At 65.3% G+C, this 25,574-nt stretch carries 28 protein-coding genes; 16 read left to right on the forward strand and 12 right to left on the reverse strand.

All coding sequences use genetic code 11. The features are described 5' to 3' along the window. Positions 1–165: 165 nt before the first annotated feature. From pcaG to pcaD, 4 genes are read right to left on the reverse strand one after another with little or no spacing between them, the layout of a single operon-like run. Entirely contained in the window at positions 166–780 is a 615-nt protein-coding gene (gene pcaG / locus AKG11_RS01540; RefSeq protein ID WP_050742707.1) for a protocatechuate 3,4-dioxygenase subunit alpha, read from the reverse strand. Then, on the reverse strand, positions 780–1,529 hold the full coding sequence (gene pcaH / locus AKG11_RS01545; RefSeq protein ID WP_023516212.1) for a protocatechuate 3,4-dioxygenase subunit beta: 750 nt from the start codon (positions 1,527–1,529) through the stop codon (positions 780–782). Before pcaH ends, pcaG begins: the two co-directional genes overlap by 1 nt. Before the next feature lie 7 nt (positions 1,530–1,536). Continuing rightward, positions 1,537–1,941 (reverse strand): 4-carboxymuconolactone decarboxylase, encoded by a 405-nt coding sequence (pcaC, locus tag AKG11_RS01550; RefSeq protein WP_023516211.1) that lies wholly within the window; start codon positions 1,939–1,941, stop codon positions 1,537–1,539. Then, complete coding sequence (gene pcaD / locus AKG11_RS01555) at positions 1,934–2,746, reverse strand: 3-oxoadipate enol-lactonase (protein WP_050742708.1); 813 nt, start codon at positions 2,744–2,746, stop codon at positions 1,934–1,936. The genes pcaC and pcaD overlap by 8 nt, the downstream gene beginning before the upstream one ends. 94 nt (positions 2,747–2,840) lie before the next feature. Between pcaD and pcaQ the strand changes: the two genes are divergently transcribed. Both pcaQ and AKG11_RS01565 read left to right on the forward strand, forming a co-directional pair. Beyond that, positions 2,841–3,764, forward strand: coding sequence for a pca operon transcription factor PcaQ (gene pcaQ, locus AKG11_RS01560; RefSeq protein ID WP_023512545.1), 924 nt, complete (start codon positions 2,841–2,843; stop codon positions 3,762–3,764). 88 nt (positions 3,765–3,852) lie between these two features. Further along, positions 3,853–4,719 (forward strand): phosphotransferase family protein, encoded by an 867-nt coding sequence (locus AKG11_RS01565; RefSeq protein WP_050742709.1) that lies wholly within the window; start codon positions 3,853–3,855, stop codon positions 4,717–4,719. Here the strand turns inward: AKG11_RS01565 and pobA are convergent. Continuing rightward, positions 4,713–5,885 (reverse strand): 4-hydroxybenzoate 3-monooxygenase, encoded by a 1,173-nt coding sequence (pobA, locus tag AKG11_RS01570; protein WP_050742710.1) that lies wholly within the window; start codon positions 5,883–5,885, stop codon positions 4,713–4,715. The genes AKG11_RS01565 and pobA overlap by 7 nt on opposite strands. 115 nt (positions 5,886–6,000) lie before the next feature. Here pobA and AKG11_RS01575 point away from each other — a divergent pair, with 115 nt between their 5' ends. Next, entirely contained in the window at positions 6,001–6,885 is an 885-nt protein-coding gene (locus AKG11_RS01575) for a helix-turn-helix domain-containing protein (RefSeq protein ID WP_050742711.1), read from the forward strand. On the opposite strand, the gene AKG11_RS01580 is transcribed toward AKG11_RS01575, so the two are convergent. Together AKG11_RS01580 and AKG11_RS01585 are read right to left on the reverse strand one after the other, a co-directional pair. Beyond that, positions 6,870–7,520 (reverse strand): sulfite oxidase-like oxidoreductase, encoded by a 651-nt coding sequence (locus tag AKG11_RS01580; protein ID WP_023512541.1) that lies wholly within the window; start codon positions 7,518–7,520, stop codon positions 6,870–6,872. The genes AKG11_RS01575 and AKG11_RS01580 overlap by 16 nt on opposite strands. Positions 7,521–7,603: 83 nt before the next feature. Continuing rightward, positions 7,604–8,359 carry an IclR family transcriptional regulator gene (locus AKG11_RS01585; RefSeq protein WP_023512540.1) on the reverse strand — a complete coding sequence of 252 codons (756 nt, stop codon included), beginning with the start codon at positions 8,357–8,359 and terminating at the stop codon, positions 7,604–7,606. A 263-nt stretch (positions 8,360–8,622) separates the two neighbouring features. Between AKG11_RS01585 and AKG11_RS01590 the strand changes: the two genes are divergently transcribed. The 6 genes from AKG11_RS01590 (at position 8,623) to AKG11_RS01615 (ending at position 14,203) form a co-directional block, all read left to right on the forward strand. Next, positions 8,623–9,330, forward strand: coding sequence for a 3-oxoacid CoA-transferase subunit A (locus tag AKG11_RS01590; RefSeq protein WP_050742712.1), 708 nt, complete (start codon positions 8,623–8,625; stop codon positions 9,328–9,330). Continuing rightward, on the forward strand, positions 9,327–10,016 hold the full coding sequence (locus AKG11_RS01595) for a CoA transferase subunit B (protein WP_050742713.1): 690 nt from the start codon (positions 9,327–9,329) through the stop codon (positions 10,014–10,016). The genes AKG11_RS01590 and AKG11_RS01595 overlap by 4 nt, the downstream gene beginning before the upstream one ends. A gap of 101 nt (positions 10,017–10,117) precedes the next feature. After that, complete coding sequence (pcaF, locus tag AKG11_RS01600; RefSeq protein ID WP_050742714.1) at positions 10,118–11,323, forward strand: 3-oxoadipyl-CoA thiolase; 1,206 nt, start codon at positions 10,118–10,120, stop codon at positions 11,321–11,323. Between the two features lie 299 nt (positions 11,324–11,622). Beyond that, positions 11,623–12,096 (forward strand): Cys-tRNA(Pro) deacylase, encoded by a 474-nt coding sequence (gene ybaK, locus AKG11_RS01605; protein WP_050742715.1) that lies wholly within the window; start codon positions 11,623–11,625, stop codon positions 12,094–12,096. A gap of 68 nt (positions 12,097–12,164) precedes the next feature. Continuing rightward, complete coding sequence (locus AKG11_RS01610) at positions 12,165–13,418, forward strand: aminopeptidase (protein ID WP_050742716.1); 1,254 nt, start codon at positions 12,165–12,167, stop codon at positions 13,416–13,418. Further along, positions 13,415–14,203 carry a pyrroline-5-carboxylate reductase family protein gene (locus tag AKG11_RS01615; RefSeq protein ID WP_023512534.1) on the forward strand — a complete coding sequence of 263 codons (789 nt, stop codon included), beginning with the start codon at positions 13,415–13,417 and terminating at the stop codon, positions 14,201–14,203. The genes AKG11_RS01610 and AKG11_RS01615 overlap by 4 nt, the downstream gene beginning before the upstream one ends. Here the strand turns inward: AKG11_RS01615 and AKG11_RS01620 are convergent. Then, positions 14,154–15,068, reverse strand: a complete 915-nt coding sequence (locus tag AKG11_RS01620) for an EamA family transporter (protein ID WP_050742717.1) — start codon at positions 15,066–15,068, stop codon at positions 14,154–14,156. The two genes, AKG11_RS01615 and AKG11_RS01620, sit on opposite strands and share 50 nt — an antisense overlap. A gap of 83 nt (positions 15,069–15,151) precedes the next feature. Here AKG11_RS01620 and AKG11_RS01625 point away from each other — a divergent pair, with 83 nt between their 5' ends. Then, entirely contained in the window at positions 15,152–15,634 is a 483-nt protein-coding gene (locus tag AKG11_RS01625) for a MarR family winged helix-turn-helix transcriptional regulator (protein WP_050742822.1), read from the forward strand. Positions 15,635–15,693: 59 nt separating this feature from the next. Here the strand turns inward: AKG11_RS01625 and AKG11_RS01630 are convergent, their stop codons facing one another. The 3 genes from AKG11_RS01630 to AKG11_RS01640 form a co-directional block, all read right to left on the reverse strand. Next, positions 15,694–16,284, reverse strand: coding sequence for an NAD(P)H-dependent oxidoreductase (locus AKG11_RS01630; protein ID WP_050742718.1), 591 nt, complete (start codon positions 16,282–16,284; stop codon positions 15,694–15,696). 7 nt (positions 16,285–16,291) lie between these two features. After that, positions 16,292–17,878, reverse strand: coding sequence for an exodeoxyribonuclease VII large subunit (gene xseA, locus AKG11_RS01635; protein ID WP_050742719.1), 1,587 nt, complete (start codon positions 17,876–17,878; stop codon positions 16,292–16,294). 80 nt (positions 17,879–17,958) lie between these two features. Then, positions 17,959–19,722, reverse strand: coding sequence for a hypothetical protein (locus tag AKG11_RS01640; protein WP_156334048.1), 1,764 nt, complete (start codon positions 19,720–19,722; stop codon positions 17,959–17,961). 180 nt (positions 19,723–19,902) lie between these two features. Between AKG11_RS01640 and AKG11_RS01645 the strand changes: the two genes are divergently transcribed. From AKG11_RS01645 to AKG11_RS01655, 3 genes are read left to right on the forward strand one after another with little or no spacing between them, the layout of a single operon-like run. Beyond that, positions 19,903–20,892: a glycosyltransferase gene (locus tag AKG11_RS01645; protein ID WP_050742721.1), complete on the forward strand. Its 990-nt coding sequence runs from the start codon at positions 19,903–19,905 to the stop codon at positions 20,890–20,892. 17 nt (positions 20,893–20,909) lie between these two features. Then, positions 20,910–21,617, forward strand: coding sequence for a class I SAM-dependent methyltransferase (locus AKG11_RS01650; protein WP_050742722.1), 708 nt, complete (start codon positions 20,910–20,912; stop codon positions 21,615–21,617). Next, a complete protein-coding gene (locus AKG11_RS01655; protein ID WP_050742723.1) occupies positions 21,614–21,979 on the forward strand; it encodes a DMT family transporter in 366 nt (121 codons plus the stop codon). The genes AKG11_RS01650 and AKG11_RS01655 overlap by 4 nt, the downstream gene beginning before the upstream one ends. Positions 21,980–21,985: 6 nt before the next feature. Here AKG11_RS01655 and AKG11_RS01660 read toward each other — a convergent pair whose 3' ends face one another. Then, positions 21,986–22,759, reverse strand: coding sequence for a helix-turn-helix domain-containing protein (locus AKG11_RS01660; RefSeq protein WP_037405661.1), 774 nt, complete (start codon positions 22,757–22,759; stop codon positions 21,986–21,988). A 127-nt stretch (positions 22,760–22,886) separates the two neighbouring features. Here AKG11_RS01660 and AKG11_RS01665 point away from each other — a divergent pair, with 127 nt between their 5' ends. The 3 genes from AKG11_RS01665 (at position 22,887) to AKG11_RS01675 (ending at position 25,509) form a co-directional block, all read left to right on the forward strand. Continuing rightward, entirely contained in the window at positions 22,887–23,297 is a 411-nt protein-coding gene (locus tag AKG11_RS01665; protein ID WP_050742724.1) for a hypothetical protein, read from the forward strand. Positions 23,298–23,450: 153 nt separating this feature from the next. Continuing rightward, complete coding sequence (locus tag AKG11_RS01670) at positions 23,451–24,476, forward strand: histone deacetylase family protein (protein WP_050742725.1); 1,026 nt, start codon at positions 23,451–23,453, stop codon at positions 24,474–24,476. Positions 24,477–24,618: 142 nt separating this feature from the next. After that, positions 24,619–25,509, forward strand: coding sequence for an EamA family transporter (locus AKG11_RS01675; protein WP_050742726.1), 891 nt, complete (start codon positions 24,619–24,621; stop codon positions 25,507–25,509). Positions 25,510–25,574 lie beyond the last annotated feature (65 nt).

The following is a 25,574-nucleotide window of genomic DNA, read 5'->3' on the forward strand; positions in this document are numbered from 1 at the left end:
GATCGTCGGGTCAAGCCCGAGAATGACGGAGAGGAGGAGAGGTCACGGACCTCATGAACGATGCGGCATGCGGCGCCGTCAATCTGACTGCAAACCTCGCTTCTTTCGTCATCCTCGGGCTTGATCCGAGGATCCACGTGGCCGGTGCCGAGCTTAGCACACAGCCTAGATATCGAAGAACACCGTTTCCTTCTCGCCCTGCAGATGAATGTCGAAGTGGTAGCTGTCCCCGTCCACCGCTGCGATCAACGTCGACACGCGCACCCGGTGTTCGATGCGGACGAGCACCGGGTCCTCGGCATTGGCCGCCTCCTCATCGCCGAAGTAGAGACGCGTGTTGAGGCCGAGATTGATGCCGCGGGCGACGATCCAGAACGAAATGTGCGGCGCCATCGGGCGGCCGTCCTTGAAGGGCGCGCGGCCAGGCTTGATGGTCTCGAAGCGGTACTCGCCGGTCTCTCCGTCGGTGGCGGCACGACCCCAGCCGGTAAAATTGGGATCGGCGCTGCCGCGCAGCTCCGAGGGGCTGTTGTAGAGACCTGCCGCATCCGCCTGCCAGATCTCGATCAGCGCATCCTTCAGTGGCGTGCCGGTGCCGTCAAGCACCCGCCCGGTGATGGTGATGCGCCGCCCGAGCGTCCTGTCGTTCACCATGGTGGCACCGAGATCGCTCTCATAGACGCCGGCAATGCCGGAAAAATTCGGCGTGAGACCGATATGGACATAGGGGCCTGCCGTCTGCGAGGCGCTTTCCTTGAGATAACCGAGCGGCTGCACCATCAGTTGCCCTCCATCCGGTTTTCGAAAAGCGTCGAGCGACGGCCACGCAGCACGATGTCGAACTTGTAGGCGCGCGCATCCATGGGGATCGTGTTGCCCCAATCGAGCGCGGCGACCAGCTGCTCGATGGCCGCCTTGTCCGGAATCGTCTGCACGATGGGACATTTCCAGATCATCGGGTCACCCTCGAAATACATCTGCGTGATCAGCCGCTGGGCGAAACCGTGGCCAAAGACGGAGAAATGAATATGCGCCGGGCGCCAGTCGTTGACGCCGTTTGGCCAGGGATAGGGCCCGGGCTTGACGGTGCGGAAGGCATAATAGCCATCCTCGTCGGTGATGGTGCGCCCGCAGCCGCCGAAATTCGGATCAAGCGGCGCGAGATAGCTTTCCTTCTTGTGGCGGTAGCGCCCGCCGGCATTGGCCTGCCAGAACTCAAGCAGCGCGCCCGCCACCGGCCGCGCCCGCTCGTCGAGCACCCGGCCGTGCACGATGATGCGCTCGCCGATCGCGCTTTCGCCCGGTTTTGCGAAATTGTGAATCAGGTCGTTGTCGAGCTCGCCCAGCATCGCGTGACCGAAGACCGGGCCGGTGATTTCCGAAACCGTGCCGTCGAGCGACAGAAGGGCCTTCTGCGGCGAGCGCAGCACGGAGGTCTTGTAGCCCGGCGTCAGGCCCGGCGGATGCCACAGGCGATCACGGGAGAAGAAGGCGCCTGTTTCGGGCTTGCGATTGGAAAGGTCCGTCATGGTTTCCTCAGGCCGCCTTTTCGGCGTCCATGTCCTCGAAGACGTGCTTGGCGATCTTGATCGCCCGGTTGGCCGCCGGCACGCCGGCATAGATCGCGACATGCAGAAGCGCCTCGGCGATATCCTCGCGGCTGGCGCCGGTGTTGACGGTGGCGCGCACATGCATCGCCACCTCCTCATCGTGACCGAGCGCGGCGAGCAGCGCGATCGTCACCATCGAGCGCTCGCGCATCGTCCAGCCGGGCCGCGACCAGACCGTGCCCCACGCCGCTTCGGTGATCAGCTCCTGGAAGGGCTGGTCGAAGGCGGTGGCGCCGGAGGAGGCGCGGTCGACATGACTGTCGCCGAGCACCGCGCGCCGGGTCACCATGCCCTGGCGGTAGCGGTCGGAAAAGGTATGCGCATCAGCCATGGGGCTCGTCTCCGGCAGGTAGGGTGGCGATGAAGGCGCGGATCATCTCCGTCAGCATTTCCGGCTGCTCGACGCAGGGAATGTGCCCGGCATCCTTGATGACCTCGTAGCGGGCGCCGGCAATGAGCTTTGCCATGGACAGCACCACATCCGGCGGGGTCGAGCCGTCCTGGTCTCCGACGACGCAGAGCGTCGGTACGGCAAGGCGTTCCGTCGAACGGGTGAGGTCAGCGTCGCGCAGCGCGGCGCAGGTGGCGGTATAACCGACCGCGGACTGGCGGGTGAGCATGTTGCGGTAGCCGTGATAGGCGGCGTTCTCCGGACGACGGAAGGCCGGCGTGAACCAGCGCTCCATGACGGCGTCGACGAGACCTTCGATACCCTTCGTCTCGACGCTTTCGATACGCGCATTCCACATCTCGGCCGTGCCGATCTTGTGCGCCGTGTCGCAGAGCACCAGCGCCCGGACGAGGTCCGGCCGCTTCGCCGCAAGGCCCTGCGCGATCATGCCCCCGACGGAAAGGCCGCAGATGACGGCACCCTTCACATCCAGCCGGTCGAGCAGTGCGGCGAGATCGAGGACGTGGTCGTCGATCGAATAGGGTACCTGGCCGAGATCGGACAGGCCATGGCCGCGCTTGTCATAGGTAACGATGGGGAAGTCGCCGGCAAGGCGCACGACGACGTCACGCCAGATGCGGAAGTCGGTGCCGAGCGAATTGGCAAAGACGATCACCGGCCGGCCCGCCGGCCCGCCGATCAGCTGGTGGTGCAAGATGACGTCGTTGACGGTTGCGAACTGCACTTCTGTCTCCTCCGGACCCTCAGACTGGCCCCTTGATCTGGTTAGGTAAAATGATATTTCATGCCGTTTCGTTAACTTGAGGGTTATGGAAACCATGGTCGACAGCCGTATCAAGTTCCGCCATCTGCAGACCTTTGTCGAGGTGGCCCGCCAGAGAAGCGTGATGAAGGCAGCGGAAATCCTGCATGTCAGCCAGCCTGCCGTGACGAAGACGATCCGTGAACTGGAGGAGGTTCTCGGCGTCGCCGTCTTCGAGCGCGAGGGGCGCGGCATCAAGATCACCCGGCATGGCGAGGTCTTCCTCAAGCATGCCGGCGCAGTGCTGGCGGCGCTCCGGCAAGGCTTCGATTCGGTCTCACAGGCGCTTTCCGGCGATGCCCCGCCGATCCGAATCGGCGCATTGCCCACCGTCTCGACGCGCATCATGCCGAAGGCGATGGCGCTGTTTCTCGCGGAAGAGACGGGCGCACGCTTAAAGATCGTCACGGGCGAAAACGCGGTTCTGCTGGAGCAGCTGCGCGTCGGCGACCTCGATCTCGTCGTCGGGCGCCTTGCTGCACCGGAGAAGATGACGGGCTTCTCCTTCGAGCACCTCTATTCGGAGAAGGTGGTCTTCTGCGTGCGCGCCGGCCATCCGCTGCTTGCCGGCGGATCGGCCTTTGCCGGGCTCGACGCCTATCCCGTGCTGATGCCGACGCGCGCCTCGATCATCCGCCCCTTCGTCGAAAGCTTCCTGATCACCAACGGTATTGCCGGCCTTCCGAACCAGATCGAGACCGTGTCCGACGCCTTCGGCCGCGCCTTCGTGCGCGAAAGCGATGCGATCTGGATCATCTCCGAAGGGGTGGTGGCAGCGGATATCGCGGATGGTGCGCTCGCAGCGCTGCCGATCGATACGAGCGGCACGAAGGGGCCCGTCGGCCTCACCATGCGCACCGACGCCGTGCCGTCCATGCCACTGTCGATCCTCATCCAGACGATCCGCGAAGTGGCAGGCAAGGTATCGCCCGCGGCTTGAGCCCTTCGCCCCTCGGCCAGAGGGTTCGCCACAATTGCGGGCGCAAAGCCGCTTCGCGCTTTTGCTGGAATTGCTCTAGGAAGGGTGCATGACAAGCGAACTTATCTCTTTCCGCACCGCGATCGTCGCGCTTCATCCCGATCTGGCAGATGCCGCCTTCCGGCTACTGCCGGGCGGTTGGCATTCGCATGCGGTGGCGGTGGACGAACGTCGCGTCTTCAAGTTCCCGCAGGGCGAGGAGGCGGAACAGGCGCTGCGCCGCGAAGCCTCCATCCTCGCGACCATCCGCCCGCATCTTGCGATGCCCGTTCCGGACCTTCACCTCCACGAGGGCGCACCGCTCTTTTCCGAACACACAATCATCCCCGGCGACCACTTGGAAACCGCACACTACGAGACACTGCTGGAGCCGGCGCGAAGGGCGTTAGGTGAGACGCTCGCCCGATTCTATACGCAGCTGCATGCCCTCCCCCGCCCGTTGATGGAGGCCGCCGGCGCGCGGCCCATCGAGCGCTGGCTGGATGCCGATGGCATCGCGGCAAGGGCCCTGCCGCTGCTGCCGGAAGACCTGCATGGCTTTGCGAGCGAAATCCTTTCCGGCTGGCGCACGCTGGCGCCGGATCCACATGGCGAAACCTACGGGTTCTTCGATGGCCACGGCTGGAACATGGCCTTCGACCATGCCGCCGGGCGGCTCAATGGCATCTACGATTTCGCCGATTCCGGTTTCGGCCCGCTGCACCAGGATTTCATCTACACGAACTTCATCAGCCCCGACCTCACCGCGCGGGTTGCGGACAGCTATGAACAGCTGACGGACCGGGCGCTCGATCGTGCCCGCATCCATCTCCTGACCGGCGTGCACCGGCTCTGGGAACTTGCAGCCCTCGCCGAAGCGTCGGAGCACCACGCGACGATGATCGCCTCCATCGCCGCCTGGGCGGCGCGTCAGTAAGGCAGGCCGACGTAGTTTTCCGCCAGCACCATTTCGGCCGCGCGGGAATGGGTGAGATAGTCGAGTTCGGCTTCCTGGATCTTCTGGTCGAAATCGCCGGCCCCGGGAAAACGGTGCAGCATGCTCGTCATCCACCAGGAAAAACGCACGGCCTTCCAGACCCGGGCGAGCGCCCTTGCCGAATAGGCGTCGAGGCCGGCCTCGGAGCGCTCCCGATAGTGTTCCACGAGACCGGAGAAAAGGTAGTGTACGTCGCTTGCGGCAAGGTTCAGCCCCTTGGCGCCCGTCGGCGGCACGATATGGGCGGCGTCGCCGACGAGGAACAGCCGGCCGAAGCGCATCGGCTCGGCGACAAAGGAACGCAGCGGCGCGATCGACTTCTCGAAGCTCGGTCCGGTGACCAGTGCCTCGCCATGATGGGCGGGAAGGCGGCGGCGCAGCTCGTCCCAGAAGCGCGCATCGGACCAGGCTTCGATCTTCTCGTCGAGCGCGCACTGGAGATAATACCGGCTGCGGGCGCGTGAGCGCATGGAACAGAGGGCAAAGCCGTGCGGATGGTTGGCATAGACCAGCTCGTCGCTGACCGGCGGCACTTCTGCGAGAATGCCCAGCCAGCCGAAGGGATAGACCTTTTCGAAGGTGCGGATCGCCTTCTCCGGCACGGCCTTGCGGCTGGCGCCGTGGAAACCGTCGCAGCCGGCGATGAAATCGCAGTCGATCCGGTGCGTGATACCGTCCTTCTCGTAGGTCACGTAGGGCGTGGCGCCGTCGAAGCCATGCGGCGTGACATTTATTGCCTCGTGGATCATCAGCCGGCCGTCGGCTTCCCGCTGTTCGATGAGATCACGGGTCAGCTCCGTCTGGCCATAGACCATGACACGCTTGCCGCCGGTGAGATCGAAGAGGTCGATGCGGTGATCGCGACCGTCGAAGGCGAGCGAAAAACCGTCATGCGGCAAGCCTTCGGCATGCATGCGCGCGCCGACGCCGGCCTGGTCGAGCAGTGCAGTCGTGCCCTCCTCCAGCACCCCGGCCCGCACGCGGCCAAGGATATGCGCGCGGCTCGACCGGTCGAGGATCACCGTCTCGATGCCGGCATTGCCGAGCAGCTGGCCGAGCAGCAGGCCCGAAGGCCCCGAACCGATGATGACGACCTGAACGCGCATAGTGTCCTCCCGAACTGGCATTTCGCAAATTGTCGGCGGGAAGGGTGGTGCCGAGCAATGGACGGATCGGCCACAAAATTGTACAAATCGAACATCGCGAGACAGTGGCAGAACGATGAAGCGACCGGCCCCGACCTACGATCTCTACGGCGAAAGAGCCGGAAACGGTCCGGATTTCTGGCTGCACTGCGAAACGATCCCTTCGCGCAGCAGCCTGCACCGCTACGAGATCGGCCTGCATCGGCACGAGAGCTTCTTCCAGATCCTGTATATTTCCGCTGGTTCGGGCGATGCGCTGTTCGAAGACCGGCGGTTGACGCTGACCCCGCCCGCCATCGCCACGGTGCCGCCGGCGCTTGAGCACGGCTTCCGGTTTTCCCGCGATGTCGACGGCTATGTTTTCACCCTGCTCGCCTCACATCTGCGCCTTGCCGGCGAGGCAGGACGCTTCGTTTCCGAGCCGCGCGTGACACCGCTCGATCCCGGCGATGCGGACGGCGCCTTCGTGCTTTCGACGCTCAGGCGGCTTGCCGCCGAATGGACGACGCGGCGAAGCGGGCGCACCGACCTGATGCAGGCCTATCTGGTCTCGGTCCTGACGCTTTCCGCGCGGCTCTGGAGCCGGGACGAAACAGCAGGCGACGCCGGTGAGACGGCACGGCGCATGGAACATCTCAACGGTCTGATCCAGCAGCATTTCCGCGGCCAGAAGCCGGCCGGCTTCTACGCCGGCGAGCTCGGCATCTCGCCGACGCACCTCAACCGCATCGTCAAGGCCGCGACGGGCCTGACGGCCCATGCCTATATCGGTCGAAAGCTGATTGACGAGGCGAAACGCGAACTCGTCTTCACCGAGGCGCCAGCGCAGGAGATTTCGCTTGGCCTCGGTTTTGCCGACCCCGCCTATTTTTCCCGCTACTTCCTGCGCCAGACGGGCGAGACACCGCGCGCCTGGCGGCTGCGGGAACGGGAGCGGCTTTCCGCTCAGTCGTCGGAATAGCGCTCCTCGGCCCAGGGGTCCCCGCGCATATGATAGCCGTTGCGCTCCCAGAACCCCGCCTGATCGCCGGGCAGGAAATCGATGCGCGTCAACCATTTGGCGCTTTTCCAGAAATAGAGATGCGGTACGACGAGGCGCATCGGCCCGCCATGCTCCGCCGAGAGCGGCTGGCCCTCCCAATGGGTGGCGAGGATAGCGTCCTCGACAGCGAAATCGGCGAGCGGCAGGTTTGTCGTATAGCCGTCATAGCTCGTCAACATGACGAAACTCGCCTCCGACCGCGGCATGACACGGTCGAGCAGATCACGGGTAGCGACACCCTCCCAGTGGTTGTCGTAGCGCGACCAGGTGGTCACGCAATGGATATCCGAAAGTCTTTGGCTCTGCGGCAGCGCCAGGAACTCCGTCCAGCTGAAGGATTGCGGGTTTTCCGCGCCACCCTTCACGTCAAGCCGCCAGCTTTCCCGGCGGATGGCCGGCTGCTGGCCGAGATCGAGCACCGGCCAGTTCTTTACGAGATGCTGGCCGGGCGGCAGGCGGTCGGTCTCGGGCCGGGAAATGCGCCCCGTGAGGAACCTGCCCTCGTCCGCCCAGCGGCGTTTCGTGCGGGTGAGCTTGCTGTCGTCGTCGCTCATGGCGGCCTCCTGCTGCGGTGCAAAAGGTGGGGCCGCGACCTTGCTTCTGTCAAGATCGGCACCCGGCAGGGCCGGAATTGCCTTTAGGCGAGCACCGGCCGCAGTGCCGCCTGCACCTCGTGCATCGCCGGCAGGTAGCGGGTCACCATCTCCTCCGCCGAGGCGAGGGCGGCCGGCGCACCGATATTGAGCGCGGCGACAACGCGGCCGCGGGCGTTTTCGAGCGGCACGGCGATGGAGCGAAGCCCGATCTCCAGCTCCTGGTCGATCAGGGCAAAACCGTTCCGCCGCACGCCGGCCAACTCCTCCATCAGCGCCTCCGGCGCCGTCTTGGTATAGGGGGTGTTCGCCTTGCGATCGGAAGCTTCCACAATCGCCCGCGCCTCCGCTTCCGGGAGAGCGGCCAGGAGAACGCGGCCCATCGAGGCGCAGTAGGCCGGCAGGCGCGAACCCGGCGTGAGGTTGATCGACATCACCCGCTTCTGTGCAGCCCGCGCCACATAAACGATTTCGACCCCGTCCAGTACCGAAGCGGACGCGCTCTGGCCGACCCTCTCCGAGAGCTGGTCGAGATAGGGCTGCACCAGCCGCGGCAGGGGTGTCGCCGAGAGATAGGCGTGACCGAGGCGCAAAATCTTCGGCGTCAGTTCGAAGAACTTGCCGTCATAGGCGGCATAACCAAGTTCGGCCAGCGTCAGCAGGCAGCGCCGCGCCGTCGCCCGGTCGAGGCCCGTTTCCTTTGAAACATCCGTGATGGTGAGGCGGGGTTTTGCCTCACCGAAGGCCTCGATGACCATCAGCCCCTTGGCAAATCCGCCGATGAAATCCGTTTCCCGCACCTTTGTCTCCTCGTCGGCTGGCCGGACGGCATTGTAGCATGCAGGGGTGCCGCCGCCTGCCCCTCCTGTCTCCGCCCTCTCCTTTGTCACTTCGGGTCTGGCCCGAGGATGACGTCGAGAGCGGGGTCGGCGCCGCGGCTGATCCCACCACGGCGTTCAATCCATTTTGTGCGATTATTGAACAAATGTCAAATATCGCACAAAATGGATTGCCGGTTTACCGGTTTGGATTTACCTCTGTTGGCGACAACGGGAGATTTTGCATGGACAAGACAATTCCCAGCCTTGCGGAGGCCGTATCGGGCATCGGAGACGGCGCGGTCGTGATGATCGGCGGCTTCGGTGGCTCCGGCGCCCCGATCGAACTGATCCACGCACTCATCGACAAAGGCCCGAAGGGCCTGACAGTCATCAACAACAATGCCGGCAACGGACGCATCGGCATCGCCGCGATGATCGATGCCAGCATGGTGAAGAAGATGATCTGCTCCTTCCCCCGCTCCACCGATCCGCGCGCCTTCACCGACCGCTATCTCGCCGGCGAGATCGAGCTGGAGCTGGTGCCGCAGGGTACGCTCGCCGAGCGCATCCGGGCCGGCGGCGCCGGCATTCCCGCCTTCTACACACCGACGAGCTACGGCACGGAGCTCGCCAAGGGCAAGCCGGTCGCCGAATTCGACGGCCGCATGTATGTGCAGGAGCGCTGGCTGAAAGCGGACTTCGCGCTGATCAAGGCGCATGTCGGCGATACCAACGGCAACCTCACCTACAACAAAGCCGCCCGCAATTTCAGCCCGCTGATGTGCATGGCGGCGACAAAAACCGTCGTGCAGGTCAGCAAGCTGGTCAAGCCCGGCGGCATCGATCCGGAACAGGTCATCACACCCGGCATCTTCGTCGACCAGCTCGTCGAGGTTTCCGATCCGAAGCAGGAAGAAGATCTCATCCGTGCAGGAGTGGCCTACGCATGACCGTCGATACACGTGAAGACATCAAGCTTTCCAACGCCCAGATCGCCTGGCGCGCCGCGCAGGACATCTTTGACGGCGCTTATGTGAACCTCGGCATCGGCTTTCCTGAAATGGTCGCCCGCTACCAGCCGGAAGGCCGCGCGGCGATCTTCCATACGGAGAACGGCATCCTCGATTTCGGCGAGGCCCCACCCGCCGGAGAAGAGGACTGGGACCTGATCAACGCCGGCAAAAAGGCCGTGACGCTGAAGCCGGGTTCGGCCTTCTTCCATCATGCCGACAGCTTCGCCATGGTGCGCGGCGGCCATCTCGACGTGGCGATCCTCGGCGCCTACCAGGTGGCGGAGAACGGCGACCTCGCCAACTGGCGTGTCGGCTCCAAGGGTGTGCCGGCGGTCGGCGGGGCAATGGACCTCGTGCATGGGGCCAAATCAGTCGTCGTCATCACCGAGCACGTCACCAAGAACGGCGAGCCGAAGCTCGTCGAGCACTGCACCTTTCCGCTGACGGGCGTCGGCTGCATAACCCGCATCTATACCAGCCATGCCGTCATCGACGTTTCGGGCGGCCGCTTCGTGCTGCGCGAAAAGCTTGCCGGCATGACGATCGACGAACTGCAGGCGATGACCGGCGCGAAGCTGCATGTCGATGGCCCCGTCGCCGATCTCGTCGTGCCGGAACTCTAGGGAAAACCCGAAGCCGGTTTCGCCCCGGGATACTGTTTTTGACGCATTCCCCAACACCGAAGGGCGACCCGTTTCGGCCGGGAATGCTTGAGAGGAACATCATGTCTCACGCCTATATCTGCGACTATATCCGCACGCCCATCGGCCGTTTCGGCGGTTCGCTCTCCTCCGTCCGCGCCGACGATCTCGGCGCCATCCCGCTGAGGGCGCTGATGGCGAGAAATGCGGACATCGACTGGGAAGCCGTCGACGACGTGATCTTCGGCTGCGCCAACCAGGCGGGCGAGGACAACCGCAATGTCGCGCGCATGTCCTCGCTTCTCGCCGGGCTGCCGGTCGCCGTGTCCGGCACAACGATCAACCGGCTCTGCGGCTCGGGCATGGATGCCGTCATCGCCGCCGCCCGCGCCATCAAGTCCGGCGAAGCGGACCTTGTCGTCGCCGGCGGCGTCGAGAGCATGAGCCGCGCGCCCTTCGTGATGCCCAAGGCGGAGACGGCCTTTTCCCGCCATGCGGAGATCCACGACACGACGATCGGCTGGCGCTTCGTCAATCCGCTGATGAAGAAACAGTACGGTGTCGATTCCATGCCGGAGACCGGCGAAAACGTCGCCGAGGATTTCAAAGTCTCCCGCGAGGATCAGGATGCCTTCGCCGTGCACTCTCAGGCCAAGGCCGCCGCGGCGCAGGCGAACGGCCGGCTGGCGAAGGAGATCACGACCGTCACCATCCCGCAGCGGAAGGGCGATCCGGTCGTGGTGGAAAAGGACGAGCACCCGCGCGCCACGACGCTTGAAGCCCTCGCCAAGCTGGGCACGCCCTTCAGGAAGGAAGGCGGCACGGTGACGGCGGGCAATGCCTCCGGCGTCAACGACGGTGCCGCAGCGCTCGTCATCGCCTCGGAGGCGGCGGTCAAGAAATACGGCCTGACGCCCATCGCTCGCATTCTCGGCGGCGCCATGGCTGGCGTTCCACCGCGCATCATGGGTATCGGCCCGGTCTATGCCACGCAGCGCCTGTGCGCCCGGCTCGGCCTGAAGCCTGCCGATTTCGACGTGATCGAACTCAACGAGGCCTTCGCCTCGCAGGGCCTTGCGACGCTGCGCGCGCTCGGCATCGCCGACGATGCGGATCACGTCAATCCGAACGGCGGCGCCATCGCACTCGGCCATCCCCTCGGCATGTCCGGCGCCCGCATCACCGGCACGGCGGCGCTCGAATTGCAGCTCACCGGCAAGAAGCGTTCGCTCTCCACCATGTGCATCGGCGTCGGGCAAGGTATCGCGGTGGCACTCGAGCGCGTCTGAGGCTTCGACCTGCTCCTCTCCCTGCAAGCGGAGAGAGGGGATGTGCCCCACGCCGCAAACTGGCAGGAAAGCCGTTGCGGCATCCCCTTCTTCCCGCCCGCGGGGAGAAGGTAGCGGAAACCGGATAAGGGCTGCGCGCAAAAACGGCGCCTCGGAAGTATCGCCGCATCCCGGCGGCGCGGCGCTTTGGCGCCGGCAAAATCCGCCGCCGCATCTCCCTCGGCAATCGAACGTTGACAGCGCCCCCGCGCTCCTGCACCCATGCGGGTCATCCTTCTCGCATCGATGACGGGTCCGCCATGTCCAAGACCACCCGCGCCACCCAGGCCCTTGCCAAAGCCGGCGTTTCCTTCACCGTCCATACCTACGAGTACGATCCGAATGCCGACCGCGTCGGCATCCAGGCAGCCGAGGCGCTGGGAGAGGATCCGGGCCGGGTGCTGAAGACGCTCATGGCAGAGGTGGACGGCAAACCGGTCTGCGTCATCGTGCCCTCCGACCAGGAGGTCAGCATGAAGAAGCTGGCAAGCGCCTTCAGCGGCAAGTCGGCCAACATGATGAAGCCGGCGGATGCCGAACGGCTGACGGGCTTCGTCGTCGGCGGCATCAGCCCCTTCGGCCAGAAGAAGCAGGTACCGACCGCAATCGAGGAGGCGGCGCTGGTCCATGACCAGGTCTATATGAACGGCGGGCAGCGCGGCCTTCAGGTACGTCTTGCCCCGCGCGACGTTCTGGCGGCGGTGAAGGCGATCGCCGCGCCCGTGATTGCCTGATTGCGCCTTCTCTTTCGGCGCCGGGCACACTAAGTTTCCTTCATCCGAGTAGAACAGACAGGCATGCCATGACCTATCCCGCCAATTCCACCTCCGCCGTCGATCCGCAAAAGCTCGACAAGCTCGCCGAAGTCGCCGTGCGTGTCGGCCTTCAGCTTCAGAAGGGGCAGGATCTCGTGATGACGGCACCCATCGCCGCCCTGCCGCTTGCCCGGCTCATCACCAAGCACGCCTATATGGCCGGCGCCGGTCTCGTCAGCACCTTCTATGCCGACGAGGAGGCAACGCTCGCCCGCTACCACCACGCGCCGGACGAAAGCTTCGACCGGGCGAGTGACTGGCTCTACGAGGGCATGGCCAAGGCCTATGCCAACGGCGCCGCACGCCTTGCCATTGCCGGCGACAATCCGATGCTGCTCTCGGGTGAAGATCCGGGCAAGGTCGCCCGCGCCAACAAGGCGAATTCCATGGCCTACAAGCCGGCGCTGGAAAAGATCGCCAATTTCGACATCAACTGGAACATCGTCTCCTATCCGAACCCGTCCTGGGCCAAGCAGGTGTTCCCGAACGACCCGGAAGAGGTGGCGGTCGAAAAGCTCGCCAATGCCATCTTCGCCGCCTCGCGCGTCGATGTCGCCGACCCCGTCGCCGCCTGGGCCGCGCACAATGCGGGCCTTGCCAGGCGCTCGGCCTGGCTGAACGGCGAGCGCTTCGCCGCGCTGCACTTCAAGGGGCCGGGCACGGACCTGACCGTGGGACTGGCGGACGGCCACGAATGGCACGGCGGCGCATCGATGGCCAAGAACGGCATCACCTGCAATCCGAACATCCCGACGGAAGAGGTCTTCACCACGCCGCATGCGCTGCGCGTCGAGGGCCATGTCTCCTCCACCAAGCCGCTCTCCCACCAGGGCACGCTGATCGACGATATCCAGGTACGCTTCGAGGGCGGCCGGATCGTCGAGGCGAAGGCGTCGAAGGGCGAGGCAGTGCTGAACAAGGTGCTGGACACCGACGAGGGCGCGCGCCGGCTCGGCGAAGTGGCCCTCGTGCCGCATTCCTCGCCGATCTCGGCGAGCGGCATCCTGTTCTACAACACGCTGTTCGACGAGAACGCCTCCTGCCACATCGCGCTCGGCCAGTGCTATTCGAAGTGCTTCCTCGACGGCGCGAGCCTGACGCCGGATCAGATCCGCGCACAGGGCGGCAATGAAAGCCTCATCCATATCGACTGGATGATCGGCTCGGACAAAGTGGACATCGACGGTATCCGCGCCGATGGCAGCCGCGCGCCCGTCATGCGCGGCGGCGAGTGGGCATGAACCATCTCGGCGTGATCGGCGGCGGCGGATGGCTGGCCGGGGCCTTGCTCCGGCCGGTGCTGACCGACCGCCTCATCAAGCCGGCCGACCTCGTGCTTTCTTCCCGCTCGGGCAACATTTCAGGCTACGAAGCCTGGCCGGGCGTGCACATGACGACGGACAACGCGATCCTCGTCGATGCCTGCGACACCATCGTCCTGTCCGTCCGAGCCGGCGATCTCGACGAGATCGATATCGACCTGCGCGGGCGGTTCGTCATCTCCGTCATGGCGGGGGTGACGGTGGAGGAGATCAGCGACCGCTTCGGCGCGCGGCGTATCGTGCGGGCGATGCCGAATGCCTGCGCCGAGCAGCGGCTGTCCTTCACGCCCTGGTGCATGACCGACGACGTGCGCAACCCGGAAGCGGATTTCGCGCGGCGCTTCTTTGCAGCCTCGGGCCGTCAGCACTTCATCACCGACGAGCACGAGCTCGACTATTTCACCGCACTGACAGGATCGGGCGCGGCCTTTCCGGCGCTGATGGCCGATGCGATGATCCGCCATGCGATCGAAGCGGGCATCGGCCCGGAGACGGCGGTCCTTGCGGTCCGCCAGCTCTTCCTCGGCGCCGCCACGCAGATGGCCAGTGTCAGCGATACGCCGGCCGATATCGTGGAACTGTTCATGGAATACCATGGCACCACGGCGGCCGGCCTTTCCGCGATGATCGACGCCGATCTCGCCCATGCGGTCTTCACCGGGTTGACGGCTGCACGCCGGCGGGCACAGGACGGCGCGGACTGATCCCGTCGGATACCGGACGCGCAGCCTGCGCCCGCTGGCTAAGCCAGACGCTCCCGAGCACCACGAGCATTCCTGCGGTCTGCAACAGGCCGAGATCCTGCCCGAGCAGCGCCCATCCGAGCACGACGGCAACGAGCGGGCTGAGGAAACCGAGCGGCGAGATCGTCGCCGGGTCGAGCCGCGCAAGGCCGCGGAACCAGACGATGTAGGTGAGCGCAGCGCCGATCACGCCGAGATAGAGGAACCCGAGCAGGTTTTCCGTCGTCGGCACCGGCAGGGCCGGCTCGAACCAGAGCGCGACAGGCACGAGCAGCAGGCCGCCCGCGGTGAGCTGCCAGGCAGTGAAGGTGAGCGGTGGCACCGGCGGCTTCCAGTGGTGCGACAGCACCGTCCCGAAGGCCATGGCAACCGCGCCGGCAAGACCAGCGGCGACACCGACCGGGTCGAGGGCCGCCGAGGGCGTCAGCACCAGCAACGCTACCCCGCCTATACCGGCAAGACCGGCGAAGACGGCGAGTGGCCGCACCGTCGTGCCGATGACGGCGCGCGAAAGCCCGAGCACGATCAGCGGCTGGATGGCGCCGACCGTTGCCGCAACGCCGCCCGGCAGACGATAGGCCGAGACGAACAGCATCGCCCAGAAGAACGAGAAGTTCAGCGCGCCGAGCAGGAAGGTCCGCGGCCACCAGACACCCTGCGGCAGGCGCCGGACGAGGAGCAGAAGAAGGAGCCCCGCCGGCAGCGCGCGCAACATGGCGACGGTGAGCGGATAGCCGGCCGGCAGAAGCTCTGTCGTCACGACATAGGTACTGCCCCAAATGGCTGGAGCGGTTGCAGTGAGGAGGACATCGGTGGTGCGAGACATGATTATCTCCAATCAAAGAATCTTGAAATCAAGATATATCATTTTATCTTGACGTCAAGACGATGGGGCCGCTAAATCCGGCCATGGATCACGTCGACAGAATTCTTATGCAATGGAGGCAGGAGCGGCCCGACCTCGATATCGCGCCGATGGGCCTGCTCGGCCGCCTCGCGCGGCTGCGCACCCATCTTGCGCGGGAAATCGAGAAGGCGATGGCTGCGCACGGGCTGAACTCGGCAAGCTTCGACGTGCTGGCGACCCTGCGCCGCACCGGCCCGCCCTACCGGCTTTCGCCGGGCGATCTGCTCGCCACCACCATGGTCAGCTCGGGCACGATGACCAACCGGCTCGACCAGCTTGAAAAGGCAGGCCTCATCGAACGCTCGCACAACCCGGAAGACCGGCGCAGCGTCATCATTGCGCTGACGCCGACGGGATTTGCACTGGTCGATATGGCGGTCACGGCCCATGTGGAAAACCAGCACCGCCTGCTGGAGACGCTGAGCGCGGACGAGCGCGTGGCACTGGACGACCTTTTGCGAAAGTTCCTCGCCGCGTTCGAGTAGAGCATCTCCGCTTTTCCTCGACGCGGAACCGTTTCGCGGTTTTTCCGGATTTCTCCCGGTCAGAGACTGCCGGCGAGCCGCTCGACGCGTGCTAAATGCGCCTTGCGTTTCTCCTCGCTCGCACGGTCCATGTCGTGCAGGCTCACCATCCTGAAATCGAGGCCCTTGGCGCAGAAGGCGGCGATGCCGCGCTTCAGGAGCCGCTTCACCGGGTTGCCCATATAGAGATGCACCACCCACCAGGGTGAGCCGGTCGTGGTGAAGGCCCAGAAGAGGCGGATATTGCCGAGCCGCGGCTGGATGCGCCCCCCGGCCGGATCGTTCTCGAAGGCGACGCCAGGGGCGAACACCCGGTCGAAGAACCCCTTCAGGATGGCCGGGAAATTGAACCACCATTGCGGAAAGACGAGCACGAGCCCTTCCGCCGCTTTCAGGCGGGAGACGAAGGGTTCGGCATCGGACGGATCATAGCCCGGTTCGAAATAGCGCGACCGCTCGGAGGGCGTCAGGCGCGGATCGAAGCCCTCGCGGTAGAGGTCGAGCAGATCGACCACATGGTCGTTTGCCTCCAGCCTCCGCCGCACCGTTTCGGCGATGCCGGCGGCAAAACTCTCTTCCAGCGGATGGGCGAGCACGAGCAGGATGCGCATGCCGGCCTCAGAACAGCGAGCCCTGGCGGGGCGCGGGCTTTTCCTCCACCTCGCCCTTCATGCCCTTCTTGCGTGGCGGCACGCCGCTGCCGGCTCCGGTGACGGCATCCACCGTGCCGTCGGCGAACTCGATGGCAATGGCGCGGCCGGGGCCAAGGCTGGCGGCGCCCTTCACCGGCGCCCCCTCCTCGTCGCGCACCAGCGCATAGCCACGCTTCAGGACATTCCGGTAGGAAAGCGACTGCAGCATGCGGTCCTGCGCCTGCAGAAGGGCGCGGCGGCGGGCAAGGTCGCCGGCAAGCGCGCTTTCGGCACGCAGCGCAAGACCCGACAGGCGGTCACGCGCGCGACCGGTTTGCGCGGCGATACGGGCGGGTGTTGCGCGCAGCGAAACATCGAAAGCGGAAAGGCGCGCACGGACCTGGTCGAGCCGGCGCTCGACGATGCGGTCGGCGCGCTGCAGGCGGTCGGCGACGCGCTGGCGCCGCTCGGCGATGCGCGTCAGCAGCATGTCGGGCCGCAAATGCGCTGCCGTACGCTCGAAGGCGCGGCGCTTGCCCACGGTGTTCATCTGCAGGCCGCGGCCAAGGCCCGCCGCCGCCTCGTCGAACCGGCGGCGCGGCAAGGCGAGAAGCTGGTCGAGCGAGGGCAGCGCCCGGGCGAGTGCGCGAACGCCTTGCCGACGGCTGTCCATCTGGCGCGCCGTGGCGCCGCGCAGGCGCGCGGTGAGCGAAGCGATTTCCGCATCGAGATCGGCCTTGACCGGCACTGCCATTTCGGCCGCCCCCGTCGGCGTCGGGGCACGGCGATCGGCGGCGTGGTCGATCAGCGTCCAGTCCGTCTCGTGGCCAACGGCGGAGATCAGCGGGATTTTCGAGGCCGCGGCAGCGCGCACGACGATCTCGTCGTTGAAGCTCCAGAGGTCTTCGAGACTGCCGCCGCCCCGGGCAACGATCAACACGTCCGGTCGCGGGATCGGGCCGGCCGGCTCGAAGGCGTTGAAGCCCTCGATAGCCGCGGCAACCTCCTGCCCCGACCCTTCGCCCTGGACCTTGACCGGCCAGACGACGACATGGACCGGGAAGCGGTCGGCGATGCGGTGCAGGATATCGCGGATGACGGCGCCAGTCGGCGAGGTGACGACACCGATCACCTTGGGCAGGAACGGCAGCGGCTTCTTGCGTTCGGCATCGAAAAGGCCTTCAGCGGCGAGCTTGCGGCGACGCTCCTCAAGCAATGCCATCAGCGCACCGGCACCGGCCGGCTCCAGTGCCTCGATGACGATCTGGTATTTCGAGGAGCCCGGGAAGGTGGTGATCTTGCCGGTCGCGATCACCTCCATGCCCTCTTCCGGCTTGAAGCGCAGGCGCGAAAAGCTGCCCTTCCAGATCACCGCATCGATGCGCGCGCGATCGTCCTTCAGCGAGAAATAGGCATGGCCCGAAGAATGCGGGCCGCGATAACCCGATATCTCGCCGCGCACGCGCACCTGGTCGAAGGCCTGTTCGACCGTGCGCTTGATGGAGCCGGAAAGCTCCGACACCGAATATTCGGCAAGATTGCTGGGCGAATCAGTCTCGGGGAAAAAGCTCATGCGGCAAAGTGTAGTGCGTTTGCCGGCGGATGACAGGGTGCTGCCGCCAGCATCCCCAGCCCACTTTGCGCTTTCCCACCCTATTCCGGCTTCACCCGGTAGAGGCGCAGCACAGCCCCTCCGGCCCCTTCGACCGGTTCGAGATACGCCGGGACCTCCCCTTTCAGAAGGTCGGCATAGAGCCCTTCCGGCTCCGCATCCGCAAGAAGCAGCGTTTCGGTGTTGCCGGGGCAGAAAGCAAGCAGCGTCACGCCGGCACCGCGCAGGAAAGCCTCGGCCTGGCGGGGATTGGACAGGCCGATATGCAGCTGCGTCAGCATGCCGCCCTGATTGCGGTGGTAGGGCGCCGAGAGCACGCGATGACCGCTGAAACGCAAGATCGACGTGCCGATATCCGAAACGGCAGCCACCACACCGGCCGGCTCGCGGGCGAGCGGCGCCAGAACGGCCTCGTCGGTGCAGGCCGGCGGCTTCGCTCCGCCGGCAAGCTCGGCGCGCAACACATTGCCGGAATAGCCCGGCACCAGGGCGCCGGCGAGCGCCCAGGTTGCGGGCGTCGAGGCAAGCGTCAGACCGGCGAAGGCAAGGCCCAGCCTCAGGTTCTTCGGCTGCGCATTGGCGGCCGTGCGCAGCTCGGCGATCATTCGGCCAAGTGGAATGGCGGCGAGCACATGGACGAAGATCGAGCCACGGACCTGGAGGAGGGAAACGGCAAAGGCGACGGCCAGCAGCGCTAGCAGGATAAGATGCGCCTCGGTGGCCTCGCGGCGATAGACGCTTCTGACGCAGACGGCGATGGCGAGAAGACCCGTCGCGTAGAAACTGCCGATCGATGTGGGATCGAGACGGAATTGCGCCAGCGCCGACTGGGCCTCGATGACCATGTCGAGCCAGAAGGTCTTCAGCAACGGATCAAGCGCGGCGAGCGGATTGGCGAGGCACCCGGGCGCGACCAGCAGCACCGCGACGGCAACGATGCCCCCTGCAGTCGCAAGGGCAGCCAATCGGCCGCGGAAAGACCAGGTGCTCGCCAGCGAAGCCGTGAGAAACAGCGTGCCACCGCCGAACGTCGCCAAGGCATAAAAGCCATAGGAGAGGCTGTCGCAGGTCACCTGCGTGTAGTGCGACGGCGCGACGGTGGCAAAGAAGGCGGCGGTCACCGTCAGGGCGAGCGAAAGGCCGAAGGCGGTGGCCACATCACGGAAGGCACGGCCATGCCAGACCCAGCGCAAGGCGACGACGAGGCAGACCGCGCCGATGAGCGGCGTCGTCTCCACGCCAATGGCAATGGCAAAACCGGCAAGCACGCCGGCAATGGCGTGATCGCGCGCCCGCATGGCGGGGGCGAGCAGCATCGCGGCAATACCGACGATGAGCGCGACCTGGACGTTGTGGTGGTCGATCGAACCGGGCTGGAAGCGGTTGAGCGAGACGATAAGAATGACCGTCAGGACCAGCGTCGTGTGCATCGCCATGGTGCCGCCGAGCCGGTAACCGGCAAGCCCCGCACTGAAAAGCACGGGCAGGACGAGGAACGACGGCCAGACGGCAAGCGCCAGCGCCTCGGCCTGTCGCTGCCCGGCGAAGAGCGAGAAGAAGCTGATCAGGTTGGCGATCGGCAGATCGACGAAGCGCGACCAGTGCATGAGCGTACCGCCGGCAAGACCAAGGCGATACTGGGTCGTATCGAACCAGCTCTGCCCGGCCAGGAGATCCCGCACCACGACGAGGCGCATCCTGTCGTCGTTGTCGACCCCGACGTAATCGGTCGCGAAGGGCAGCGACAGTGCGAGCAGAAGCGCAATCGTCAGGAGACTGTAGAGAGCAAGCACACGCCATGTCATCCCGAAGCGCCCCGTGGACGCATCCCGGGTTGCAAACGACAGGGCAGCAGGCATGGATTTCGACACGTTTCGCCCCTTCGTCCACCATTGGAAGCCTGCCGAAACCTAGCCTTAACCTTCTCAAGAAATAGTAAAATCGTGGGTCGCATGAAGAGGCCCGCGCCGGGAGAACGCGCCACCATGACGGAAAACCTGATGGAAGACCTGGAGATCGCCGTGCTGCTGCCCTGCTACAACGAGGCGCAGACGATCGGCGACGTCGTTCACGGCTTTCGCGCCGCCCTGCCGTCCGCCCGCATCTATGTCTACGACAACAACTCCACCGATTCGACCGCATTGCGCGCGGCGCTGGCCGGTGCGACGGTCGTGCGCGAGCGCCGCCAGGGCAAGGGCAACGTGGTGCGCCGCATGTTCTCCGACATCGAGGCCGACATCTACATCATGGCCGACGGCGACGGCACCTACGCCGCGTCCGATGCGGCCGAACTCATCCGCACGCTGATCACCGAAGGCGCCGACATGGTCGTCGGCACGCGCCGCGGTGTGCATGCGGATGCCGGCCGACAGGGCCACGCCTTCGGCAACCGCATCTTCAACACCCTGTTCCGCTCGCTCTTCGGCAACGATTTCTCCGATATCTTCTCCGGCTACCGCGCCTTCTCGCGTCGCTTCGCGAAGAGCTTTCCCGCCGTTTCCGGCGGCTTCGAGATCGAGACCGAAATGTCCGTGCACGCCTCTCGGCTGCGCATGCCGATCGCCGAGCTGGAACTCGACTACGGCCGCCGGCCGGAAGGCTCGCATTCCAAGCTCTCCACCTTCAAGGACGGCGCGAAGATCCTCTGGATGTTCGCCATGCTGATGAAAGAGACACGACCCTTCGTGTTCTTCAGCGCCATCAGCGGCGTCTTCATGGCGGCGAGCCTCACCTTCATGGCGCCGGTTCTGGCCGCCTATTTCCACACCGGCCTCGTCGAGCGCATGCCGACCTGGGTTTTCTCGCTCGCCCTGATGATGATCTCGTTCCTCGTCTTCTCCGCCGGCCTCATCCTCGATTCCCTCGCCCGCGCCCGCGCCGAGCAGTTGCGCATCCACTACATGAACCAGTCCGCAGGCCGGCATATCCGCAGCGTCCGCAAGGCGGACAAGGCCACGCGGCATCTTGCGGCCTGATCGAACGGAAGACGAGCATGAACAGGGAAACCACCAACCGCATTCGTTTCGTGATCGAGGACGTGCTGCCGCCGATCCTGCGCGATTCGGTACTCTTCCGGCAGGCGGCAAGCCTCGTATGGGGCAAGCACATCGGCAAGCTCGCAAAATTCCGTGAGCGAGCGCCGTTTCTGACTGCCGCGGAATATGAAGACCTCTATCGCGAGCATCCACGCGTCCATGCCGGCACGGACAATTCGCAGGCCTGCATCGACCGCATCGTCGGCTCCATCGCCGGGGAAAGCATCTGCGACGTCGGTTGCGGCACCGGCGCGCTGCTCAGCTACATCAAGGCCGGCAACCCTGATCTCAAACGGCTGACCGGCGTCGATTTCGTCGTTGACGACGCAGCCCATATCACAGGCGTCGAATATGTTGCGGCGATGATCGAATCCCTGCCCTTCGCCGATGGCGAGTTCGATACGGTCGTCTGCACCCATGTCATCGAACATGTGCTGGAATACCGCCAGGCGATCGCGGAACTTCGCCGCATCGCGCGCCGGCGTCTGATCATCGTCGTGCCGCGCGAGCGAGAGTACCGCTATAGCTTCAACCCGCATTTCAACTTCTTCCCCTACACGCATTCCTTCCTGCGCGCCGTGCATCCTGTGCCGCCCCGCCACGTCTGCCTCGATATCGGCCGCGACATCTTCTACATGGAAGACCGTGCGGAGGCCGAAGCGTGACGGCGAGCGCCTATAGCCCTGCGGTCTGGGCCGGCCTGCTCGGCACGCCGCTCCTGATCGCCACGGGACAGGTGCTGTTCAAGCTGACGAGCGGCACGACCGGCGATTTCGGCCTCAAGGGGCTGGCAGCGCTGGCGTTCAATCCGCTTCTTCTTCTCGCCCTCGCGATCTACGGGGCAGGCACCATCATCTGGATCTTCGTGCTGAAAGCGGTGCCTCTGACGATCGGCTATTCGTTCATGGCACTGACCTTCTGCTTCGTGCCGCTCTTCGCCAGCCTTTTCCTCGGCGAAGCGCTGACGCTGCGCTACGCGGTTGGGGCCTTCCTCATCATCGGCGGCATGCTCGTCATCAACACCTGACTGTCCTCATTCCTCGAAATGTGCCCGCGTCCCGGCATCCGCCGGGAAGAAGCTTTCGATCAGCACGCCCTGCACCAGCGCATCCTGCACGGAGCCGAAGGAGGTAAGCGTGGTGATCCAGTTGAAATGTTTTGTCCCGATCTTCATCTCGATCGGCAGGATCGGCAGCCGGCCCGTCTCCGGAAAGGCTTGCAGCGCGGCCTGGATGTCAGCCGCGGCGGCCAGCCGCTCGATGCGCTTCAGGAGCGGGCTGCGCGGCCCCTGCAGCCAGGCCTCGGCACGGATGCGGTGCACGAGATCGGCGGCCGATTGCGCCCAGTTGACGACGATCGAGCGCAGCGGCGTCGGCCCGAGATAGGCATCGAGGAAGTTGTCGCCCGGCGAGACGGCGATGCCCGCCATGCCGGCAAGGCCCAGAAAGGCCTGGTTGGCGGTCAGCACGTTGTATTCGTGGTCGAAGACAACGCCCGGATAGGGATCGTGGCGGGCGAGGATGAGGCCGATCGCCTCCGCCACGGCAGGCGGGAAGGCGGCAAGGCTCGTGGCCGGCGCCGTTGCGAAGCGTGGGCGAAAGCCGGCGGCGGAAAACAGCAGGCCCTGATCGCGCGCCGGAATATCCAGCACCGCGGAGAGGCGCAGGATCATGCCTTCCGAGGGGCGCGAGCGACCAGTCTCGAGAAAAGACAGATGACGGGCGGAAATGCCGGCCTCGCTTGCCAGCTCCAGCTGGCTCATACGGCGATGGCCGCGCCACTCCTTGAGATGCTCACCGAATTCCATGCAGTCCTCCCTTTTCATCTCCCGCACTAAACAGGAGGCCCGGCATGATTTCCATTACCTCCAAGGTAATTGGTTTACACCACGGGCCCCGGCAGGATCAGCACATCGAAACCGAAAGGAGCCCACAATGTTCGCTGCCATCAACCGCAACCTGCTGAAGTCCATCATGCTTGCCGACGGTGTCTTCTCGCTTGCCACTGCCGTCCTTCTCTTTGCCCTGTCGGGCCCGATCGGCGCCCTCGTCGGTCCGCTCGCAACACCGGCTGTCCTCAATGGTTTTGCCGCTTTCTTCGCCCTCTGGGGCGCCTTCCACCTCGCTGTCGGGCGGCAGGAGCAGCCCTCGGTCTCGGCCGTCCGCTTCGCCATTGCGGGTGATGCAGCCTGGATCGTCGGCAGCATCGCCGTCCTCGCCCTCGCCGGCAGCGGGCTGACGCTTGCCGGCATGGGGCTGATTGCGCTTGCCGCCGTGGTCGTCGCCGATGTGCTGCTCCTCAAGAAGATCGGCCTTGGCCGCCGACAGCGCGCCGCGCTTGCCTGACCGCGCCGATGCCCCCATCACGTGCCCCCGCCATTAGCGGGGGCACGTGCCGTTTCAGGGCCGACACAATGCAGCCGCCTACCGCGCAAGGGAGATTCCCCTTCTCTGGAAAATGCACTACCGTCGCGCCCGAATGAAAACGGGGAACCCTTCATGCGTGTTATTTTTTCCGAGGACCACAAGCTCAGGAACGCTCGTAGCGAGCTTTACGGCGGCGAGCTCGTGCCGCCCTTCGAGGCGCCGTTCCGGGCGGAGTGGATCCTCGCCGCGGTCAAGGATGCCGGTTTCACCGACGTTTCCGCGCCGGTACGCCACGGGCTGGAAACCGCACTGAAGGTGCATGATGCCGGCTACCTTTCCTTCCTGGAAGGCGCCTGGGAGAAATGGAAGGCCGCCGGCTACAAGGGGGAGGCCATTGCGACCTCCTTCCCGGTGCGCCGCACCTCGTCGCGCATCCCGAGCCAGATCGACGGCCTGCTTGGCTACTATTGCAATGCGACAGAAACGGCGATCACCTCCGGCACCTGGCAGGCCGCCGTCTCCTCCATGCAGAGCGCGGTGACAGCGGCCGATATCGTGGCTGACGGCGCGAAGGCGGCCTTCGCGCTTTGCCGCCCGCCGGGCCATCATGCGTGCATCGACAGTTTCGGCGGCTACTGCTTCATCAACAACGCCGCCGTCGCCGCCCAGCGCTTCCTCGACAAGGGCGCCAGGAAGGTTGCCGTGCTCGATGTCGACTTCCATCACGGCAACGGCACGCAGGATATTTTCTACGAGCGCGGCGACGTCTATTTCGCCTCGCTGCATGGCGACCCGACCGAAGCCTTCCCGCATTTCCTCGGCTATGCGGAAGAGACCGGCAAGGGCGCAGGGGAAGGCACGACACAGAACTATCCGATGCCGCCCGGCACCCCCTTCTCCGTCTGGGAGGCGGCACTAGCCGATGCCCTGAAGCGCATTTCAGCCTTCGGCGCTGAGGTGATCGTGCTCTCGCTCGGCGTCGACACCTTCGAGAAGGACCCGATCTCCTTCTTCAAACTGACTTCGCCGGACTACATCACGATGGGGCGGGCGGTCGCGGCCAGCGGCGTGCCTGTCCTCGTCGTCATGGAAGGCGGCTACGGCGTGCCGGAAATCGGCCCCAATGTCGCCAACACGCTGAAGGGCGTTGCCGGCTGAGGCCAGCATCAATTTTCCTGAAGCAAGGCGTCACGATTATCCATTTGCCGCGTGACGCCCCCTCCACTAATGCATGTCCCGCTAAAGTGCGCTGAGGTTCTTCAAACCCGGTGCTTTCAGCGGGCAGCCGGGAGGGCATTTCATGGCCGATCAACAGACAGCGACAGGCGGCGGGCTTTCGGGCTCCGGCAATGCAAGTCTTCTCACCGGGGTCCTTCTCTGCCTTGCGTCCATGTCGAGCGTGCAGTTCGGCGCAGCCTTTTCGGCCACCGCGATTGCCGACTACGGGCCCTTTGCCACGACCTTCCTGCGCCTCGTGATGGCAGCGTCCGTGCTGGCGCTGATCGTGCGGCCCCCCATGCGCTCCTACAGCCGCGAACAGTGGAAAAGCGCGCTGGCGCTGGGCACCACCATGGCGGCGATGACGCTCTGCTTCTTCGCCGCCATCGGGCGCATCCCGCTCGGCCTTGCCGTGGCGATCGAGTTCCTCGGACCGCTCGCCGTGGCGACATGGGGACTCGGCGGCGGCTGGCGGCTGATCTGGCCCCTCGCGGCCTTCCTCGGCGTGGTGCTGCTCTCTCATGACGGCGACGGCTGGGTCGGCGATCCCGTCGGCCTGCTCTTTGCCTGCGGTTCCGGCATCGGCTGGGGCACCTACATCGTGCTGATGAAGAAGGCCGGCCGGGTCTTTCCGGGCCTCGAAGGCCTTGCCATGTCGCTGATCATAGCCGCGGTCGTCGCCGCGCCCTTCGGCCTGGTGCGGGCGCATGAGGCGATGAGCCTGGAAGGCCTCGGCATGATGCTCGGCCTTGCGCTTCTGGTGCCACTCATCCCCTATGCCTTGGAAATGATTGCGCTGCGCCGCATGCCGGTGGCCGCCTTCGGCATTCTGATGAGCCTCGAGCCCGCCCTTGGCGCGCTTGCCGGCTTCCTCGTGCTCAGCCAGCCGATGACGCCTTTGCAGATGCTCGGCACGGGCCTCGTGGTCGCCGCAAGCGCCGGCGTCACCTCCAGCGGGGGCGGCGAAACCTAGGCAAATGCGCGCCTCTTTCATGTTCCTGCCGCAATCGGTAGGTTGAAGCAGAATCATCGAAGTCT

The sequence above is a fragment of the Shinella sp. SUS2 genome, from assembly GCF_001262505.1.
Classification (GTDB): domain Bacteria; phylum Pseudomonadota; class Alphaproteobacteria; order Rhizobiales; family Rhizobiaceae; genus Shinella.

Coding starts and splice junctions, on each gene's coding strand:
- ybaK (WP_050742715.1), top strand. CDS start 11,623: ATGTCCAAGACCACCCGCGCCACCCAGGCCCTTGCCAAAGCCGGCGTT.
- pobA (WP_050742710.1), bottom strand. CDS start 5,885: ATGCGCGTTCAGGTCGTCATCATCGGTTCGGGGCCTTCGGGCCTGCTG.
- AKG11_RS01620 (WP_050742717.1), bottom strand. CDS start 15,068: ATGTCTCGCACCACCGATGTCCTCCTCACTGCAACCGCTCCAGCCATT.
- pcaQ (WP_023512545.1), top strand. CDS start 2,841: ATGGTCGACAGCCGTATCAAGTTCCGCCATCTGCAGACCTTTGTCGAG.
- AKG11_RS01610 (WP_050742716.1), top strand. CDS start 12,165: ATGACCTATCCCGCCAATTCCACCTCCGCCGTCGATCCGCAAAAGCTC.
- AKG11_RS01625 (WP_050742822.1), top strand. CDS start 15,152: ATGGATCACGTCGACAGAATTCTTATGCAATGGAGGCAGGAGCGGCCC.
- AKG11_RS01665 (WP_050742724.1), top strand. CDS start 22,887: ATGTTCGCTGCCATCAACCGCAACCTGCTGAAGTCCATCATGCTTGCC.
- AKG11_RS01595 (WP_050742713.1), top strand. CDS start 9,327: ATGACCGTCGATACACGTGAAGACATCAAGCTTTCCAACGCCCAGATC.
- AKG11_RS01565 (WP_050742709.1), top strand. CDS start 3,853: ATGACAAGCGAACTTATCTCTTTCCGCACCGCGATCGTCGCGCTTCAT.
- AKG11_RS01575 (WP_050742711.1), top strand. CDS start 6,001: ATGAAGCGACCGGCCCCGACCTACGATCTCTACGGCGAAAGAGCCGGA.
- AKG11_RS01670 (WP_050742725.1), top strand. CDS start 23,451: ATGCGTGTTATTTTTTCCGAGGACCACAAGCTCAGGAACGCTCGTAGC.
- AKG11_RS01650 (WP_050742722.1), top strand. CDS start 20,910: ATGAACAGGGAAACCACCAACCGCATTCGTTTCGTGATCGAGGACGTG.
- xseA (WP_050742719.1), bottom strand. CDS start 17,878: ATGAGCTTTTTCCCCGAGACTGATTCGCCCAGCAATCTTGCCGAATAT.
- pcaF (WP_050742714.1), top strand. CDS start 10,118: ATGTCTCACGCCTATATCTGCGACTATATCCGCACGCCCATCGGCCGT.
- AKG11_RS01580 (WP_023512541.1), bottom strand. CDS start 7,520: ATGAGCGACGACGACAGCAAGCTCACCCGCACGAAACGCCGCTGGGCG.
- AKG11_RS01630 (WP_050742718.1), bottom strand. CDS start 16,284: ATGCGCATCCTGCTCGTGCTCGCCCATCCGCTGGAAGAGAGTTTTGCC.
- AKG11_RS01660 (WP_037405661.1), bottom strand. CDS start 22,759: ATGGAATTCGGTGAGCATCTCAAGGAGTGGCGCGGCCATCGCCGTATG.
- AKG11_RS01640 (WP_156334048.1), bottom strand. CDS start 19,722: ATGACATGGCGTGTGCTTGCTCTCTACAGTCTCCTGACGATTGCGCTT.
- AKG11_RS01590 (WP_050742712.1), top strand. CDS start 8,623: ATGGACAAGACAATTCCCAGCCTTGCGGAGGCCGTATCGGGCATCGGA.
- pcaC (WP_023516211.1), bottom strand. CDS start 1,941: ATGGCTGATGCGCATACCTTTTCCGACCGCTACCGCCAGGGCATGGTG.
- AKG11_RS01675 (WP_050742726.1), top strand. CDS start 24,619: ATGGCCGATCAACAGACAGCGACAGGCGGCGGGCTTTCGGGCTCCGGC.
- AKG11_RS01615 (WP_023512534.1), top strand. CDS start 13,415: ATGAACCATCTCGGCGTGATCGGCGGCGGCGGATGGCTGGCCGGGGCC.
- pcaH (WP_023516212.1), bottom strand. CDS start 1,529: ATGACGGACCTTTCCAATCGCAAGCCCGAAACAGGCGCCTTCTTCTCC.
- pcaG (WP_050742707.1), bottom strand. CDS start 780: ATGGTGCAGCCGCTCGGTTATCTCAAGGAAAGCGCCTCGCAGACGGCA.
- AKG11_RS01645 (WP_050742721.1), top strand. CDS start 19,903: ATGACGGAAAACCTGATGGAAGACCTGGAGATCGCCGTGCTGCTGCCC.